Origin of the sequence: Pseudomonas sp. NBRC 111138 (genome assembly GCF_001320835.1) — a bacterium.
In the GTDB taxonomy this organism is placed as follows: domain Bacteria; phylum Pseudomonadota; class Gammaproteobacteria; order Pseudomonadales; family Pseudomonadaceae; genus Aquipseudomonas; species Aquipseudomonas paracarnis.
Window position 1 is genome coordinate 20,611 of the sequence record NZ_BCBO01000047.1, and the last position, 16,752, is coordinate 37,362.

The following is a 16,752-nucleotide window of genomic DNA, read 5'->3' on the forward strand; positions in this document are numbered from 1 at the left end:
GCTGGAAGTTGTACAGTCATACTTGCACGCTTAACGTGCGGCGAGAATAAAGCGTTCGAACGCCTCGGCAGCGCCGTCTTCGACATTGCTGCCCGTGACCACATTGGCCTGGCGCTTGACGGTTTCTTCGGCCTGGCCCATGGCGATCGACAACCCCGCCACATGAAACATCGCCGGGTCATTGCCACCGTCTCCAATCGCAGCCGTTTGTGCAAGCGGTACGCCCAGGTGTTCAGCCAGGGTTTTCAAAGCTTCGCCTTTGTTGGCCAGCATCGCGGTCACGTCCAGATACACCGGCTGCGAACGCGACACCTGGGCCAACCCCTGCACTTTCGGCTGCAATTGCGCTTCCAGCTCCACCAACAACTGGGTGTTGTTGCTGGCGGCGACGATCTTGTCGACCCTGTCCAGGTAAGGCTCGAAACTCTCCACCACTACCGGCCCATAGCCCAAGCCATCGGCTTCGCGCTGCACCATGGGCCCGGGCGGATCACGGCGCAGCCAGTCGCCATCGGCAAACACCCAGACTTCCACGTCCGGCTCGGCGGAAAACAGCGCCAGGGTGATGAGTGCAGCTTCCGCCGGCAGATGATGAGCAACCAGGATGCTGCCATCCGGGTTGACCAACGTACCGCCATTAAAGCCAGCCACCGGCACATCGATGCCAAAGGTCTCGATCAAATGCCGCATGGCCTTGGGCGGACGCCCGCTGGCCAGGCTGAAAATCACTCCAGCCTCACGCATAGCGCGAATGGCATCGGCGGTGCGTTGGCTGAGGCTGTGGTCGGGATGCAATAGCGTCCCGTCCACATCACTGAGGACAAACCGGATGGGATGAATCGTCACGTCACTCATCCGAGGCTATGCCAGGCGCGGCCATCGCGGGCCAGCAAGGCATCGGCCGCCGCTGGGCCATCTTCACCGGCCTTGTAGGCCTGGATACCATCATCTTCCTTCCACGCATCCAGGAACGGCTGAACCGCACGCCAACCGTTCTCGATGTTGTCGGCGCGCTGGAACAGGGTCTGATCGCCGGTCATGCAGTCGTAGATCAGGGTTTCGTAACCCGTCGACGGCTGCATCTCGAAGAAGTCCTTGTAGTCAAAGCCCAATTCAATATTGGCCATCTCCAGGGTCGGCCCAGGCTGCTTGGCCAACAGGTCGAACCACATGCCTTCGTTAGGCTGGATCTGGATTTTCAGGTAAGTGGGCTTGAGTTCATCGACTTCGGTATCGCGAAATTGTGCATAAGGCGCCTGCTTGAAGCAGATCACGATCTCGGTGTCGCGGATGCTCATGCGCTTGCCGGTACGCAGGTAAAACGGCACACCGACCCAACGCCAGTTATCAATCATCACTTTTAGCGCGACGAACGTCTCGGTGCTGCTGTCCGGCGCGACGTTGGCTTCTTCGCGATAGCCGGGCAATGGCTTGCCGGCGATTTCTCCGGCGGTGTATTGGCCGCGCACGGAGTTGGCCCGCGCATCTTCCAGCGACCAGGGGCGGATCGCACCGACCACTTTGGCCTTCTCACCCCTAACCGCGTCGGCACCAAAGGCTGCCGGCGGCTCCATGGCGACCATTGCCAGCAGCTGGAACAGATGGTTGGGCACCATGTCCCGCAGTGTGCCGGTCTTCTCGAAGAAGTTGCCCCGGGTTTCAACGCCGACGGTTTCAGCGGCAGTAATTTGCACGTGATCGATGTAGTGGTTGTTCCAGAACGCTTCGAACAGCACGTTGGAGAAACGGCTGACCAGGATGTTCTGCACCGTCTCCTTGCCCAGGTAATGGTCAATGCGGTAGATCTGCTTCTCGCTCATCACTTTGAGCAGGCAGGCGTTGAGCGCCTCGGCGGTGGCCAGGTCGGAGCCGAACGGCTTCTCGATAACCACGCGCCGAAAGCCCTCGTCCGTTTCATTCAACAAACCGGCACTGCCCAGGCGCTGCACCACTTCACTGAAGAAGCGCGGTGCAGTGGCGAGATAGAACACCGCATTGCCGGTGCCGCTGTCAGCGATCTTGCTGGCGATATCGGCATAGGTGCTGTCGTCGAGGAAATCGCCCTCGACGTAGCTGATGCCCTTGGCCAGTTGCGCCCACAACGCGGGGTCGAGGGCGTTCTCGGCATTGCCCCTGACTTTGCTGGAGGCTTCGGTACGAATGAAGTCCTCGAGTTTCTTGGCAAAGTCCGCATCGCTGATGGCGTTGTGATCAACGCCGACGATACGCAGGCCATCACCGAGCAACCCGTCACGGCTGAGGTTGTACAGCGCCGGCATGAGCAAGCGCTTGACCAGGTCGCCATGGGCGCCAAACAGAAACAATGTGGTGGGTGGAGCAGGTTCGGCCTTGGGTTTCTTGCCGTTGGCGGTCATTTTTTGGAAGTCTCCACATGGCCGCCAAAGCCGAAGCGCATGGCAGACAGCATTTTGTCACCGTAGGTGCTCTGCTGGCGGGAACGGAAACGCGCGAACAGCGAGGTCGACAACACCGGAACCGGCACCGCCTGCTCCATGGCTGCTTCGATGGTCCAACGGCCTTCACCGCTGTCGGCCACGGAGCCCGAGTAGCCGTCGAGTTTCGGGTCGGTGGCCAGGGCGTCGGCGGTCAGGTCCAACAGCCAGGACGACACCACGCTGCCACGACGCCAGACTTCGGCGATGTCGCCAACGTTGAGGTCAAAGCGCTGGTCTTCCGGCAGGTTTTCCGAGTTCTTGGTCTTGAGGATGTCAAAACCTTCGGCAAACGCCTGCATCATCCCGTACTCGATGCCGTTGTGGATCATCTTGACGAAGTGCCCGGAACCCGCTGGGCCGGCGTGAATGTAGCCCTGCTCGGCACGTGGGTCGGCAGAGGCCGAACGGTCCTTGGTGCGCGGGATGTTACCCAGGCCCGGCGCGAGGCTTTTGAAGATCGGGTCGAGGCGATTCACGGTCTCGGTGTCGCCACCGATCATCATGCAATAGCCACGCTCCAGGCCCCAGACGCCGCCCGAGGTGCCCACGTCCACATAGTGCAGGCCCTTTTCAGCCAGGGCCTTGCCGCGACGCACGTCGTCCTTGTAGTTGGTGTTGCCGCCGTCGATGATCACATCGCCGTCTTCCAGCAGTTCGCTCAGTGCGTTGATAGTGTCTTCGGTGGGCGCGCCCGCCGGCAACATGACCCAGACAGCACGGGGCTTTTGCAGGCCGGCCACCAGCGCTTTCAAGTCGGCGACGCCGGTGGCGCCCTCCTCGCTCAAGGCTTTGACGAAGGCTTCGTTACGGTCGTATACAACGGTGGTATGCCCATTGAGCATCAGGCGCCGCGCAATGTTACCGCCCATGCGGCCTAGTCCGATAATCCCCAGTTGCATGTGCTGATGCTCCTAACTTCTAAAAAATGTGTGACATAGTTTATAGCGCAATGAGGCTAATGAGGGTTAGTCCAGAGCGGATCCGTGTAGTTTCATGGCAAAAAAGTTGCCATCGTTTCACCATCACCCCGGCAAAAGTCACACGACCACCAAAAATAAAAAAGTTCCCTTGCTGCGAAAAAGAATTCAAACTTGCTTCCGACTGTTGCCAGAAACCTGTTTTGGCACCGCGATCTACCGGCTATTTGCGAGGTAAGCAATGAGCACAGCACAGATGACCCGTCCGCCACAGACCCTCTACGTCACCCTCCGTCGCGATGAACTGCGCCAGTTGAAAGACGAGCGCGATCAGTTGCAACAGGAAGTCCTGCGCCTGCGCTTGCACCTTCAAGCCCATCTCGATCAGCCGTCGGATGCCAAGCCAGCCCTGTGCTGATGCCCGTGCCGAACGCGTTGTAAGGCAATACCTACAGAAAACTCACAAAGTTTTCACATTCCCCTCTTGATACTCCCGTTCCGCGATGCCGCTCACTTCCTGGGCGGCCCGATGTTGCGCGCCTGCGCGCGACAATCTTTTTCTGATGGGGCGCTGGATGGCGATGTTCAAACGCAGCACGACGACTGCGAAAGGCTTTGATTGGGCCGGCCTTGGCTGGTTATTCCTGTTTTTCTGGTATTTCTCGGGTATTACCCAACTTCTTATCCAACTGACCGGCACCTCCGGCTTCAGTGGCTTCCGCCAGGCCTTCTTCATGAGTGCGCTGTGGCTGGCGCCGATGCTGCTGTTCCCGCGTCGTACGCGCCTGCTCGCCGCCTTGATCGGCGTGGTGCTGTGGGCTTGCTCCATGGCGAGCCTGGGTTATTTCTTCATTTACCAGCAGGAATTCTCCCAGAGCGTCATCTTCATCATGTTCGAGTCGAACATCTCTGAAGCCGGCGAATACGCCACCCAATACTTTGCCTGGTGGATCGTGCTGGCGTTCATTGCCCACACCGCCTTCGCCATCTTCCTGTGGACGCGCTTGCGCCCGGTGTATCTGCCTCGCGGCCAGTCCATCGTGGCAGCCATTGCCATCGTCCTGGCGGTGGTGGGCTACCCACTGGTCAAGCAGATCGCCACCAGCGAAACCATGGAATTGGCCATCGATCGTTTCGAAACCCGCATCGAGCCTGCCGTGCCTTGGCAGATGATCGTCGCCTATCGTCGCTACACCGAGCAGTTGGACAACATGCAAGGCATGCTCACCAGTGCCAGCAAGATCCCGCCCTTGAACAACCTCAAGGACAGCATGGCCGGCCAGCCGTCCACACTTGTCTTGGTCATCGGCGAGTCGACCAACCGCCAGCGCATGAGCCTCTACGGCTACCCGCGCAACACCACGCCGGAGCTGGACAAGCTGCGCGACCAACTGGCCGTGTTCGATAACGTCATCACCCCGCGCCCCTACACCATTGAAGCGCTGCAACAGGTGCTGACCTTCGCGGACGAAGAAAACCCGGACCTGTACCTCAAGACACCTTCGATTGTCAGCGTGATGAAACAGGCTGGCTACAAGACCTTCTGGATCACCAACCAGCAGACCATGACCAAACGCAACACCATGCTCACGACCTTTTCCGAACAGGCCGACGAGCAGGTGTACCTGAACAACAACCGCAACCAGAACGCCCGTCAGTACGACGGCGATGTACTGGCGCCGTTTTCCAAGGCCCTGGCCGATACCGCCGAACGCAAGTTCATCGTGGTGCACCTGCTGGGCACCCACATGAGCTACCAGTACCGCTACCCGCAGACCTTCGACAAGTTCACCGACCGCCAGGGCGTGCCGGCGGGTGTCAGCGATGCGCAGTTGCCGACCTATAACAGCTATGACAACGCGGTGCTGTACAACGACTTCGTAGTCTCCAGCCTGATCAAGGACTACGCAAAGACCGACCCCAACGGCTTTTTGCTGTACCTCTCGGACCACGGCGAAGACGTGTTCGACTCGGCCGGCCACGACACTTTGGGCCGTAACGAAGGCAAGCCGACCGCGCCGATGTACACCATCCCGTTCATGGCCTACGCCTCGCCAAAATGGCGCGAAAGTCACGACTGGAGCTTCGCCGGCGACTTGCAGCGGCCTTACAGCAGTTCGCAGTTGATCCACACCTGGGCCGACATGGCAGGCTTGAGTTTCGATGAGCTGGACCACAGCAAGAGCCTGGTGAGCGACAGCTTCAAGCCACGCCCCCTGTTGATCGGCAACCCTTACGAGACCAAGCAGAAGGCACTGATCGACTTCAGCCTGATCAAGCCCAAGAAGGCCGACGGCGCCGAAGTGGTGGCCAAGTAAGCCAGGGCCTTGTAACAGAAAGATAACAATCATTCTCGTTTGAGCCTAAAGTTCCGCAGTTCCTTTCGTCTTTGAACCAAGCCCTCCCCGCCTGGGGAGGTATCAAAGACGACAAGGAGTCTGCAGCGATGTTTGCGCCCTTCACCCGTTCCATGACCTTCACCCTCGGCCTGTTCAGCCTGGCGCTGAGCCCGGATTCGCGGGCCGACCCCGCCCCCGATACAGCCCCCGCCAAAGCCCTGGAACTGGGCGCGACCACCATCAGCGCCGACGGCCTGGGCGCCACCACCGAGCACACCGGCGCCTACACTACTGGCTCGATGAGCACCGCCACGCGGCTGAACCTCTCCGTCAAGGAAACCCCGCAATCGATCTCGGTGATCACACGCCAGCAGATGGACGACTTCAATCTCAATACCCTGACGGATGTGTTGCGCCAGACCACGGGCGTCAACGTTCAGCATTACGACTCCGATCGTGTCTACTACTCCGCCCGAGGCTATGGCATCAGCAACTTCCAGGTTGACGGGATGCTCAACACTTTCGGCTACATGAAGACCGACGCCGACACCATCATCTACGACCGCATCGAAGTAGTGCGCGGCGCGACGGGCCTGACCACGGGCGCAGGCGACCCTTCGGCCACCGTCAACATGGTGCGCAAGCGCCCTACCGCCCAGTGGCAGGCCAAGACCGGCATCAGTGGCGCCAGCCATGACAACTACTACAGCTACGTTGACGTGGGCGGCCCGCTGGCGTTCGACGGCAAACTGCGCGGGCGTAGCGTGCTGGCTTACCGCGACAGCAAGTCTTTTCGTGACAACTATGGGCTGCAGCGGGCGGTGGGCTACGGCATTCTCGAGGCTGACCTTTCCGACGATACCGTGCTGGCCGCAGGCTTTGATTACCAGGACAAACAGGTGCAAGGCACGTCTTGGGGCACCGTGCCCTACTGGAACAGCCAGGGCGGCAAGGCCAGGCTACCCCGCTCCACCAACATGGCGGCGCACTGGAGTTCCTGGCCGCTGACCGACAAGACCACCTTCGCCACCCTCGACCATCGGCTCGGCGGCGACTGGCACCTGAAGGCCGCCTATACCCATCGCCAGAGCGACACCGATGGCAAGGTGTATTACGGTGGCGCCGGTTTCCCCAACCCCGACCGCAGCGGCATGACGGCTTGGGCCAGCCATATGCGCGGCACTTCGCGCATGGAGGCCATCGACCTCAACCTGGCCGGCAGCTACACGCTGCTGGGCCGCGAACACGCGCTGATGATGGGCTATGGCGAAGCCGCACAACGGGATGTCTCGCCCTTCATGCGCAGCGACCTGCCAGCCAGCTACTACCCCATTCAGGACTGGAAGCACATGGGCGGCATCAGCAAGTTCACCGACCAGGTGACCGATCTGAAAGGCGAGCACAGCAAGAAACAACAGAAAGCCGGTTACCTGGCCACAAGGCTGAGCCTCACGGACCGCTTGCACGCCGTACTGGGCAGCCGTTACGGCAGTTGGGAGCTGGAAAGCGCAGAGCCCAAATACGATGCCAACGACCAACTGACCGCTTCGGGCAAAACCAGCCAGACCCACAATGATATGTGGACGCCCTACGCCGGCCTGCTCTACGACATCACGCCGCAGTACACCGTCTACGCCAGCTATACCGACATCTTCAAACCCCAGGACTACCGTGATGCCAACAAGAAGTACCTGGAGCCCGTGGTCGGCAGTAACTACGAAGTGGGCCTCAAGGGCAGTGTGCTGAACGAGCGTTTGAACCTGGCCGCCGCGTACTTCTGGAGTACCCAGGACAACGTCGCCGAGCGGGATGACTCAGTCCCGCCCAACCCAGTCACGGGAGAGGAGTACTACAAATCCGGCGGCAAAGGTAACAAGGTCAACGGCTTCGAGCTGGAAGCCGCCGGTGAAATCACGCCGGACTGGAACCTGTCCGCCGGCTACACCTACACCCATTCGGTCAATGGCTCTGACAAACGCAACAACACCAGCCAACCCTTGAACCTGGTGAAGATCTCCAGCGCCTATCGCCTGCCGGGCGCCTGGCGCAAACTGACGGTGGGCGGCGCCGTGAACTGGCAGAGCGAAACCTACGACTTCAGCAACCGCCCGACCGGGCAGCGCAACAGCGAAGGCCGGCCAATAACCACCCGGGCGAAAATCACGCAACAGGGCTACACCGTGGTCAACCTGATGTCGCGCTACCAGTTCGACGAACAGGTTTCGGCGTCGGTCAACGTGAATAATCTCTTTGATAAGAAATATTACGAGCGCGTGGGTTTTTATAACGGGGTGTATTGGGGCGAGCCGCGTTCCGTCACGCTGGCGTTGGATTGGAAGTTATAGCCTCGCACATTGAAGTTAACAAAACTGTTAACTTCAACGGCATCTCCCGTTAATTCCCACTTAATAAGATAACGCCATAGTCGCCCCATGATCTGATCACGAAGCGATCAGACACCTATCACTTTAATGGGGATACCACTATGAAACTCTCGACCTTGATGCTGGCCAGCCTGATGACCCTGACCTCTGCCGCTGCCTTTGCAGAGGGCGGCGCAGAGCGCTCCAAGGAGTTCTACAACAACTTCAGCTTCATTCAGGAAAAAACCCACGGCAAGGCTGAGCAACAAGTTGCCAGCGCCGATGGCAAGTCGGTCAAGGCCGACACGGTTGAACAGGCGCAACCGAACAGCTGAGTTAATGCTTACTTAATCCGTAGCACCCTGCGCCATTCTGCTCCGTTGGCAAAGGTTTATTGGGCGCCATTTAATGGCGCCTTTTTTTTGCCGGTTATTTATTACAACGGTTTATTCCAGAACAACATCCGCCCATGGGCCGGATCAAACACTGAGTCGTCAAAACCAAACTTGCGGTACGCCGCCTGCGCCAGAGTATTGCCTTCCAGCACTTCGAGGGTAATCTTGCAGCAACCGCGCTGCCGGGCGATTTCCTCGACCTTTTGCAGCATCTTCTGGCTCAACCCCAACCCCCGAAACTGCTCTTTCACCACCACATCATGGACATTGACCAAGGGCCGGCAGGCGAAGGTCGAAAAGCCCTCGAAACAATTGACCAATCCCGCTGGCTCCCCCCCGACGAACGCCAGCACACTGAACGCGTGTGGGCGCTTGGCCAGTTCGGCTGGCAACTGCTGCAAGAGATCGGCTGGCAGGCTGTGGCCGCCGCCCATCGGATCTTCAGCGTAATGGTTGAGCAACAGGCCAATGGCGTCGGCGTGCACGGCGTTGGTATAGCTGGCTTGCAGCACCAGGATGTCTGGGGTGTCCATTTCCTTCCTCGATAGCGACAACCAGGGAATCGTTTCCCTTTGAGAGCTGCGATTGTAAGCGTGGAGTCGGCAGTAGATGAAGGAGATAAGCGACAAATCGCTGACAGAAAATGCGAAGGTTGCGCGCATCAAAGCGTGCAAAGAGCTTTGGAGCGGCGATTTTTCCTAGGTGGCGAAGCGTTCCAACTGCATCTCTTGCAGACGGCTCAGGGTGCGGCGGAAAGGAAACTCCAGGTAGCCTTCGGTGTACAGGCTGTGCAACGGCACCTCGGCGTCGATAAAGAGTGGCACTTTGCGGTCGTAGCATTCGTCCACTAACGCGATAAAACGCCGTACGCTGTCGTCATGCACCGACAACTGTGGCAACTCTCGATCCCCGGCTACTACGCGCTCGGCGCTGTCCTCAGTGCCACGCGCAATCCGGCCCGGGCGTTTCTGTGCACTGAGGTTGGGGACGTTTCCTAGCAGGATGGCGTGGAAGCGATCACATAACAGCATGAAATCCATCGCGGCCAGGGGCTGCTCACACAGGTCGGCATAGCGACACCAAAGCACGGTGTCACTGGCCTGCACCGTCATGATGGTGCGGTACCCTACGCTTACCACCCCGCTGGTCACGGTTTGGCCTTGGCTCAACTGTCGGAACACCGCCGCCAGTGCCTCGGGCTGATTCACCCAATAGCGCTGCATGCCCACGCCGGGATGCAAGCGATGATCCTCGCCACCGTCCACGGCCACCACCTGCATATGCTGCTTGAGCGCGTCGATACCCGGCAGGAAACGCTCAAGGTTGAAGCCACCGGCATACAACTGGTCGGGCGGCTGGTTGGACGTGCACACCATCACCACACCCTCTTCGAACATCACTTGGAACAGGCGGCCGAGAATGATCGCGTCACCGATATCATTCACAAACAGCTCATCGAAGCACAGCACACGCACCGCCTGGCTCAGCTCCCTGGCCAACGCCTGCAAGGGGTCCTGGGTGCCCGTGAGCTGGAATAAACGCTGGTGGACCCAGGCCATGAAGTGGTGAAAATGCTGACGCCGCGCAGGCACGCGCAAGCTTTGGTAGAACTGGTCCATCAACCAGGTCTTGCCACGCCCCACCGGCCCCCACAGGTAAACGCCGGCAATCGACGAACACCCTTGATGCAAGGCCTCGTGACAGGCTTGCAAGGCTTGTACCGCCCGGCGCTGGGCATCGTCGGCGACGAAACCTGGCTGGGCGATGGCATGTTGATAAGCGGCGAGAGGCGAGTCGAAAGTCATGCTTGCCAGTATGACGGACGCAGAGCTGTCCAGGCGCGAAATCTTGCCTGCCAACGGTAACCACGATGCGAAGCGAGCCGCTCTTGATCTGCTTTTGATCTTAGGCGCCCCGTTAAACCACGCTGGCCGGAATTCGACAGGGATTTGGGGGGTAAACCGGCAGGGATGCCGGTTTAGCCGCCCCGCGCCATGGATGGCGCGTGGCGGCGGCCCCCCAAATCACTGGCGGATTACGGGCACACCGAGCCTAAGCGAGGTGCCGAGTGGTGGGGCAAGAGCCTTTTGCTTACTTTTGGGCTCTTTTCAAAAGTGAGCCGCCGTCAGGGCGGAACCCTAAGTGGCCGTTACCGCAGGAATGGATATGTACACAATCCAGCTGTGTTGACTGCCAGGCCGCCTTCGCGAGCAAGCCCGCTCCCACAGGTCCACGTTAGCGCAACACCGTAGCCCCCTTGCACGCCAGCCCCGCCCTCTCACAGATCTCCCACCCACCACCCAGCGCCTTATAGATCCCCACCACCGCCAAGCGCTGTTCCGTGCGCGCCGCCGTCAATGCCCGGCGGCTGGTGAAGTCCGCGCGCTCGGCCTCAAGCACATCCAGGTACACACCCTCGCCTTGCGCAAACCGCTCGCGCGCAAAGCTGGCTGCCTCACGGTTGGCGGCCGCCTCCAACAGCCGCAAGCCCAGGGCGTTGCCGGCCGTACGGTTGGCCTGGAACGCATCATCGGCTTCCTGCAGGGCCCGCAACACGGTCTGGTCATAAGCTATCAACGCGGCCTGGGTGCGTGCCTCGCTGGCGGCAATCCGCGCTCGTACGCGCCCGGTGTCCAGCAACGACCAGCGAATCACCGGCGCGATAAAGTTCGACTGCATGCCCGCATCGCCCAGGGCGCTGAGACTTCCGGCCAGCAAACCGATGGAACCCTGCACCTGGATATCCGGATACAAGCCAGCGGTTTCCACGCCAATCTGCGCGGTCGCAGCCGCCAGCGTGCGTTCGGCCGCGGCAATATCGGCACGGCGCGCCAGCAAGCCGGCCGGGTCTCCCACCTGCAACGTGCGCAGGTTCAAGGTTTCACGCCCAGGCCGGGCCAGCGGTGGCTTGAACCCCTGGGGCGCTTGCCCCAGCAGCACCGCCAGCGCGTTGGTTGACTTGGCGCGACGTCGCTCCAGGTCAGGCGCTACCGCCTCGACATTGCGCAACAAGGCCTCGGCACGCAGCCGGTCGAATTCGGTGGCGGCGCCGACGCTGACCATCTGCCCCACCAGGCCCAGGCTGTCGCGCTGGCTCTGGCTGATATCCGCGACCACCGCCTGTTCGGCTTCGATCCCTTGTAGCTCGAACCAGGTTGCCGCGACCGTCGCCGCGACGCTCGCTTGCACGCTGCGCAGCAACGCCTGACGCGACCCCGCCTGGGCCTGGGCCGCCTCCACCGAGCGACGCACGCGCCCAAACAAGTCGATTTCCCAGGCTGCATCCACCGCCGCACGGGTGGTTTCAATAGAGCGCTGCTCGCCGAAGGGAGTCTCGACCTCGCTGCGCTGGCGGTGCTCGTAGCCCAGGGCGGCGCCGCCGCTGGGCAGGAAGCCTTGACGGCTTTCGCGCAACAGCGCCTTGGCTTCGTCCAGGCGTGCGGCGGCGATGCCGATGTCGTGGTTGGCCGCCAGTGCCTGTTGGATCAATTGGCTCAATGCCGGCTCGTCAAACACTTGCCACCACTGCACTTCGACCTCGCCCGGACCAAGCCCGGCGATGGGCGCGCCGAAGCTCGTCGCCCGCTGCGCAGCGGGCAGCACTGGCGCGGAATAATCCGGCCCCACCGAGCCGCAACCGGTCAACAGGGTCAACGACAACAGAAAAGCTGGATACGCCTGTTTCATGATGCGCTCTCCTTTAGCTGCACCGTCGGACTCGCCCCCTGACGCTGCACGCGCAGCGCCAGGCTGCGCATCACCACATAGAAAACGGGCGTCAGGAACAGACCGAACAGCGTCACGCCCAACATCCCGGCAAACACCGCAACCCCCATGGCATGGCGCATCTCGGCCCCGGCGCCACTGGCAAACACCAACGGGACTACGCCGGCGATAAACGCCAGGGACGTCATCAAAATAGGGCGCAGGCGCAATTGGCAGGCGTGGATCACCGCTTCCAATGGGCTGGCGCCTTCGGCTTCAAGGCTGCGGGCAAACTCGACGATCAGGATGGCGTTCTTCGCCGCCAGGCCCACCAGCACCACCAACCCGATCTGCACGAACACGTTGTTGTCGCCCTCCACCAGCCACACGCCGAGGATTGCGCTGAGCAGGCACATGGGCACGATCAGCAACACCGCCAACGGCAGCAGCCAACTGTTGTACTGCGCGGCAAGGATCAGATAAGCCAGCAGCACACACAGCGGGAAAATAAACAGGGCCGATGACCCGGCGAGCTTTTGCTGGTAGGTCAAATCTGTCCATTCATAGGTCACGCCCTCGGGCAGTACCTCCTGGGCCAGGCGCTCCATGAGCGCAACCGCCTGCCCGGAGCTGACCCCTGGCCTCGCGCCGCCAGAGATATCCGCCGAGGGATAGCCGTTGTAGTGAATCACCCGGTCAGGCCCGGAGCTCGGCGTGACCGTGACAAACGCTGATAACGGCAGCATGTCCCCGGCGGCATTGCGCACCTGCAGGCGGCCAATGGCTTCGGCCTGCATGCGATGGTCCGCGTCGGCCTGGGCCGTGACTTTGTAGGTGCGGCCAAACCGGTTGAAGTCGTTGACGTACAGCGACCCCAGATAGACCTGCAGCGACTCGAACACATCCGCCAGGCGCACGCCCTGGCTCTTGACCTGGGTGCGGTCGATGTCGACATTCAGTTGCGGCGCATTGACGTCCAGGCTGGTCATCAGCCCGGCTACCTGGCCTGACTCAGTGGCTTTGGTCATCAGTACCTGGGTCTGCTGCACCAGCGCCTCCAGCCCGACGCCGCCACGGTCCTCGACCTGCAGCTTGAAGCCCCCGGTTACCCCGAGCCCCGGCACCGGTGGCGGCGGGAACACGCCGAGGAAGCCGTCGGGGATGCTCGCAAACTTGGCCTGCAGACGCCCGGCGATGGCGACCGCCGCCATATCCGGCGAGGTGCGCTCTTTGAACGGATCAAGCATGACGAACATCACCGCCGCATTCGGAACGTTGACGAAGCCGTTGACCGACAGTCCCGGGAACGCCACGACACTCTCGACCCCCGGCTCATCCAGGGCGATTTTCGACATTTGCCGCACCACCGCATCGGTACGCTCCAACGAGGCCGCGTTCGGCAGCTGGGCGATACCGACCAGGTAGTACTTGTCTTGCATCGGCACGAAGCCGGCCGGTACCGCGTTGAAGCCGAACCAGGTCAATGCGAGCAAGCCGCCGTAAGCCAACAGCGCCACGCCACGACGGCCGACGACCTTGCGCACAGTGTTGCCATAGGCTTGCGGCGCACGCTGGAACGGCCGGCCCAGTACCTCCAACAGCCGTGCGGCACGACCACGCAGGCTGCGCGGGTCATGCACCACAGCGGCATGCCGTGGCCGCAGCAACAGGCCGGCCAGCGCCGGGCTGAGGGTCAACGAGTTGACCGCCGAGAGGATGGTGGAAATCGCGATGGTCAGCGCAAACTGCCGATAGAACTCGCCTTGCAGGCCACTGAGAAACGCGGTGGGAATGAACACGGCCGCCAGCACCGAGGTGATCGCAATGATAGGGCCGGTGACCTCGCTCATCGCCCGTCGCGCAGCCTGCATCGGCTCCTCGCCGTTCTCGATATGCCGCTCGACGTTCTCCACCACCACGATTGCATCGTCGACCACGATGCCGATCGACAACACCAGGCCGAACAGCGACAACGTATTAAGGGAGAAGCCCATCAGGTGCATGACCGCAAAGGTGCCGATGATCGATACAGGCACGGCCATCAAGGGAATCAGCGACGCGCGCCAGTTGCGCAGGAACACCACCACCACGATCACCACCAGCAGGATCGCTTCCATCAGCGTGATGGCCACCGACTCCAGCGAAGCGCGCACAAACACCGTGGGGTCATAGGCAATCCGCGACACCAACCCCTCGGGGAAGTTGGTTTGCAGACGCTGCATGGTATCGCGCACCGACTGCGCCACATCCAGCGCGTTTGCCCCAGGGCTCTGGATGATTTGCAAGGCCACCGCAGGCTCGCCGTCCAACAGGCTGCGCAGCGCATAGGCATCGGCCCCCATCTCGATACGTGCTACATCGCGCAAGCGCGTGACCTGGCCGTTATCGCCGGTGCGGATAATGATATCGCCGAACTGCTCTTCATCCGTCAGGCGCCCGAGGGTATTGACCGTGACTTGGAACGCCGCAGTGGAATCAGGTGCCTGGCCGACCGAGCCGGCCGCCACTTGCACGTTCTGCTCGCGCACGGCGGTGATGACATCGCCGGCGGTCAAGCCACGGGCGGCGATCAGGTCCGGGTCGAGCCACAGGCGCATGCTGTATTCACCCGCGCCCCACACCAGCACATCGTTGATCCCCGGCAGGCGCGACAACTCATCGCGCACCTGCAGGTAGGCATAGTTGGAGATGTAGAGCGGGTCATAACGTTGGTCGGGGGACAGCAGGTGGACCACCATGAGGATGTCCGGCGAGGTTTTCTGCGTGACCACGCCCAGGCGCTGCACCTCTTCGGGCAAGCGCGGCAAAGCTCGCGACACACGGTTCTGCACCTGGATCTGAGCCATGTCCGCATTGGTGCCCTGGGCGAACGTTGCAGTCAGAATCATGCGGCCATCGGTGGCCGACTGCGACGTCATGTAAAGCATGCCCTCAACCCCGGTGATCACCTGTTCCAGCGGCGCCGCCACCGTCTCGGCAATCACCTGCGGGTTGGCCCCTGGGTAGGACGCGGTCACTTGCACGGTGGGCGGCGTGACGGCCGGGTATTCGCTCAACGGCAGGTGGAAGAAGGCCACGATGCCGCCGATCATCATCAACACCGACAGGACAATGGCGAAGATCGGTCGGTCAATGAAAAAGCGTGGGAAGCTCATTGCACGCCCCCCACCGCCAGCGGTGCTTCAAGCGGCTTGCCCTCGATGCTGGCAGCCAGTGGTGTTACCTGCATGCCGGGGCGCACCAGGCCTTTGACGACAATGCGCTCGCCCGGTTGCAGGCCCTGTTCGATGACCCGCAGGCCGTCGACCACCGGGCCCAGTTCCACCGGGCGGTACTCGGTCTTGTCGCCCTCACCGACAACCAGCACATAACGGCGGCCCTGGTCGGTGCCGATGGAATGGTCGGCAATCAACACCCGGGGTTGCGCCGAGCCGGTATCCAGCTTGACCTTGGCGAACAGCCCCGGCGTCAAGCGCCCATCCCGGTTTTCCACCACCGCACGCACGCGCACCGTGCCAGTCTTGCGGTCAGCCGAGTTGGCCAGAAAATCCACGCGACCGGCCCGTGCATAGGTGGTGTCGTTGAGCATCGCCACCATGACCTTGGCGGCTTGTTCGCCCTTGGACCCGGCGTGTTGCCGCGTCGCTGCCAACGAATGCAGGTAGGTGCGTTCATCCACATCGAAATACACATGCAAGGGGTCGATGGAGACAATCGTGGTCAGGGGTGTTTCCCCGCGGGTCACATAGTTGCCTTCCGTCACCAATGCGCGGTCGATGCGCCCGCTGATAGGCGCGGTGACGCGGGTGTAACTCAGGTCCAGTTGGGCCGTATCCAACGCAGCCCTGGCGGCCTCCACCTGCGCTCTGCCGGCGTTCAACGAAGCAACGGCGGTGTCGAGACGATCACGTGCCACCACCTTCTTGGCATATAACTGCTCGGCACGGCCATGCTCGGCCTGGGCCAGCAACGCATTGGCCTCGGCCTCGCGCAGACGTGCCTTGGCTGCGTTCACTGCCGCCTGGAACATACGCGGATCGATCACAAACAGTGGACTGCCCTTGGCCACGAACTGCCCTTCGGGCACGCTGACACTTTGCAGATAGCCACTGACTCGCGGTCGCAATTGAACCTGGTCGATGGCGGTCAACGAACCGGTGTACTCCACAAACGGCGTCACCGCACGCGCCACCACCTGGGCGACCGGCACGCCGGGTGGCTTGGCGGCTGCAGCTGGCGGCGCATTGTCCGAGCATCCGCCGAGCATCAATGCTACGGCCAACGCCCCGGTAATGAGGCTTACTGGTTTGGTGCACATCGTTCACCCTCCTTGGAATTTTCAAGACAAACCGACACGTGGGGTTTTTATCCGGCTTGCCATACTGGGAAGGTCAAGCGCTATAAAACCGGGGGGTGTGTTTTTGTCTGGGAAATACTTGGAGGTGAATCAAATGGCGGCCACAGGGGCTTGGTGGCGCTCGGGCTTACCTGTCGAGCGTGGTTGAAGGTGGGAGCTGGCTTGCCTGCGAAGGGATCAACCCGGTTTGGCTGGTAGACCGAGGTGTCTGCATCGCAGG

At 61.3% G+C, this 16,752-nt stretch carries 12 protein-coding genes; 4 read left to right on the top strand and 8 right to left on the bottom strand.

Annotated features, from left to right (window positions below; translation table 11 throughout):
* Positions 1-30: 30 nt before the first annotated feature.
* From APH41_RS08780 to gnd, 3 genes are read right to left on the bottom strand one after another with little or no spacing between them, the layout of a single operon-like run.
* Positions 31-855 (bottom strand): Cof-type HAD-IIB family hydrolase, encoded by an 825-nt coding sequence (locus APH41_RS08780; protein ID WP_034127719.1) that lies wholly within the window; start codon positions 853-855, stop codon positions 31-33.
* Positions 852-2,375 (bottom strand): glucose-6-phosphate dehydrogenase, encoded by a 1,524-nt coding sequence (zwf, locus tag APH41_RS08785; protein WP_034127720.1) that lies wholly within the window; start codon positions 2,373-2,375, stop codon positions 852-854. The genes APH41_RS08780 and zwf overlap by 4 nt, the downstream gene beginning before the upstream one ends.
* Positions 2,372-3,355 (bottom strand): phosphogluconate dehydrogenase (NAD(+)-dependent, decarboxylating), encoded by a 984-nt coding sequence (gene gnd / locus APH41_RS08790; RefSeq protein WP_019817573.1) that lies wholly within the window; start codon positions 3,353-3,355, stop codon positions 2,372-2,374. Before gnd ends, zwf begins: the two co-directional genes overlap by 4 nt.
* Before the next feature lie 259 nt (positions 3,356-3,614).
* Here gnd and APH41_RS29030 point away from each other — a divergent pair, with 259 nt between their 5' ends.
* The 4 genes from APH41_RS29030 (at position 3,615) to APH41_RS08805 (ending at position 8,410) form a co-directional block, all read left to right on the top strand.
* Complete coding sequence (locus APH41_RS29030) at positions 3,615-3,791, top strand: DUF6026 family protein (protein ID WP_254914296.1); 177 nt, start codon at positions 3,615-3,617, stop codon at positions 3,789-3,791.
* A 157-nt stretch (positions 3,792-3,948) separates the two neighbouring features.
* Positions 3,949-5,691, top strand: a complete 1,743-nt coding sequence (locus APH41_RS08795; RefSeq protein WP_032892095.1) for a phosphoethanolamine transferase CptA — start codon at positions 3,949-3,951, stop codon at positions 5,689-5,691.
* A 128-nt stretch (positions 5,692-5,819) separates the two neighbouring features.
* Positions 5,820-8,057 carry a TonB-dependent siderophore receptor gene (locus APH41_RS08800; RefSeq protein WP_054897792.1) on the top strand — a complete coding sequence of 746 codons (2,238 nt, stop codon included), beginning with the start codon at positions 5,820-5,822 and terminating at the stop codon, positions 8,055-8,057.
* 140 nt (positions 8,058-8,197) lie between these two features.
* On the top strand, positions 8,198-8,410 hold the full coding sequence (locus tag APH41_RS08805; protein ID WP_034127722.1) for a hypothetical protein: 213 nt from the start codon (positions 8,198-8,200) through the stop codon (positions 8,408-8,410).
* Between the two features lie 101 nt (positions 8,411-8,511).
* On the opposite strand, the gene APH41_RS08810 is transcribed toward APH41_RS08805, so the two are convergent.
* The 5 genes from APH41_RS08810 to APH41_RS08830 all read right to left on the bottom strand — a co-directional run bounded on the left by APH41_RS08810 (position 8,512) and on the right by APH41_RS08830 (position 16,493).
* Positions 8,512-9,003, bottom strand: a complete 492-nt coding sequence (locus APH41_RS08810; RefSeq protein WP_034127723.1) for a GNAT family N-acetyltransferase — start codon at positions 9,001-9,003, stop codon at positions 8,512-8,514.
* A gap of 165 nt (positions 9,004-9,168) precedes the next feature.
* Positions 9,169-10,275, bottom strand: coding sequence for a cell division protein ZapE (gene zapE, locus APH41_RS08815; protein ID WP_054918545.1), 1,107 nt, complete (start codon positions 10,273-10,275; stop codon positions 9,169-9,171).
* Between the two features lie 430 nt (positions 10,276-10,705).
* Entirely contained in the window at positions 10,706-12,157 is a 1,452-nt protein-coding gene (locus tag APH41_RS08820; protein ID WP_054918504.1) for an efflux transporter outer membrane subunit, read from the bottom strand.
* The gene (locus APH41_RS08825) at positions 12,154-15,330 is read right to left on the bottom strand and encodes an efflux RND transporter permease subunit (protein ID WP_054918506.1); all 3,177 of its coding nucleotides are present in this window, start codon (positions 15,328-15,330) and stop codon (positions 12,154-12,156) included. The genes APH41_RS08820 and APH41_RS08825 overlap by 4 nt, the downstream gene beginning before the upstream one ends.
* Complete coding sequence (locus tag APH41_RS08830; RefSeq protein WP_054918507.1) at positions 15,327-16,493, bottom strand: efflux RND transporter periplasmic adaptor subunit; 1,167 nt, start codon at positions 16,491-16,493, stop codon at positions 15,327-15,329. The genes APH41_RS08825 and APH41_RS08830 overlap by 4 nt, the downstream gene beginning before the upstream one ends.
* Positions 16,494-16,752: the final 259 nt, after the last annotated feature.

What these genes read in the sequence shown, in the direction of transcription:
- zwf (WP_034127720.1), bottom strand. Translation starts at nt 2,375, where the DNA reads ATGACCGCCAACGGCAAGAAACCCAAGGCCGAACCTGCTCCACCCACC.
- APH41_RS08805 (WP_034127722.1), top strand. Translation starts at nt 8,198, where the DNA reads ATGAAACTCTCGACCTTGATGCTGGCCAGCCTGATGACCCTGACCTCT.
- zapE (WP_054918545.1), bottom strand. Translation starts at nt 10,275, where the DNA reads ATGACTTTCGACTCGCCTCTCGCCGCTTATCAACATGCCATCGCCCAG.
- gnd (WP_019817573.1), bottom strand. Translation starts at nt 3,355, where the DNA reads ATGCAACTGGGGATTATCGGACTAGGCCGCATGGGCGGTAACATTGCG.
- APH41_RS08830 (WP_054918507.1), bottom strand. Translation starts at nt 16,493, where the DNA reads ATGTGCACCAAACCAGTAAGCCTCATTACCGGGGCGTTGGCCGTAGCA.
- APH41_RS29030 (WP_254914296.1), top strand. Translation starts at nt 3,615, where the DNA reads ATGAGCACAGCACAGATGACCCGTCCGCCACAGACCCTCTACGTCACC.
- APH41_RS08780 (WP_034127719.1), bottom strand. Translation starts at nt 855, where the DNA reads ATGAGTGACGTGACGATTCATCCCATCCGGTTTGTCCTCAGTGATGTG.
- APH41_RS08810 (WP_034127723.1), bottom strand. Translation starts at nt 9,003, where the DNA reads ATGGACACCCCAGACATCCTGGTGCTGCAAGCCAGCTATACCAACGCC.
- APH41_RS08825 (WP_054918506.1), bottom strand. Translation starts at nt 15,330, where the DNA reads ATGAGCTTCCCACGCTTTTTCATTGACCGACCGATCTTCGCCATTGTC.
- APH41_RS08820 (WP_054918504.1), bottom strand. Translation starts at nt 12,157, where the DNA reads ATGAAACAGGCGTATCCAGCTTTTCTGTTGTCGTTGACCCTGTTGACC.
- APH41_RS08795 (WP_032892095.1), top strand. Translation starts at nt 3,949, where the DNA reads ATGGCGATGTTCAAACGCAGCACGACGACTGCGAAAGGCTTTGATTGG.
- APH41_RS08800 (WP_054897792.1), top strand. Translation starts at nt 5,820, where the DNA reads ATGTTTGCGCCCTTCACCCGTTCCATGACCTTCACCCTCGGCCTGTTC.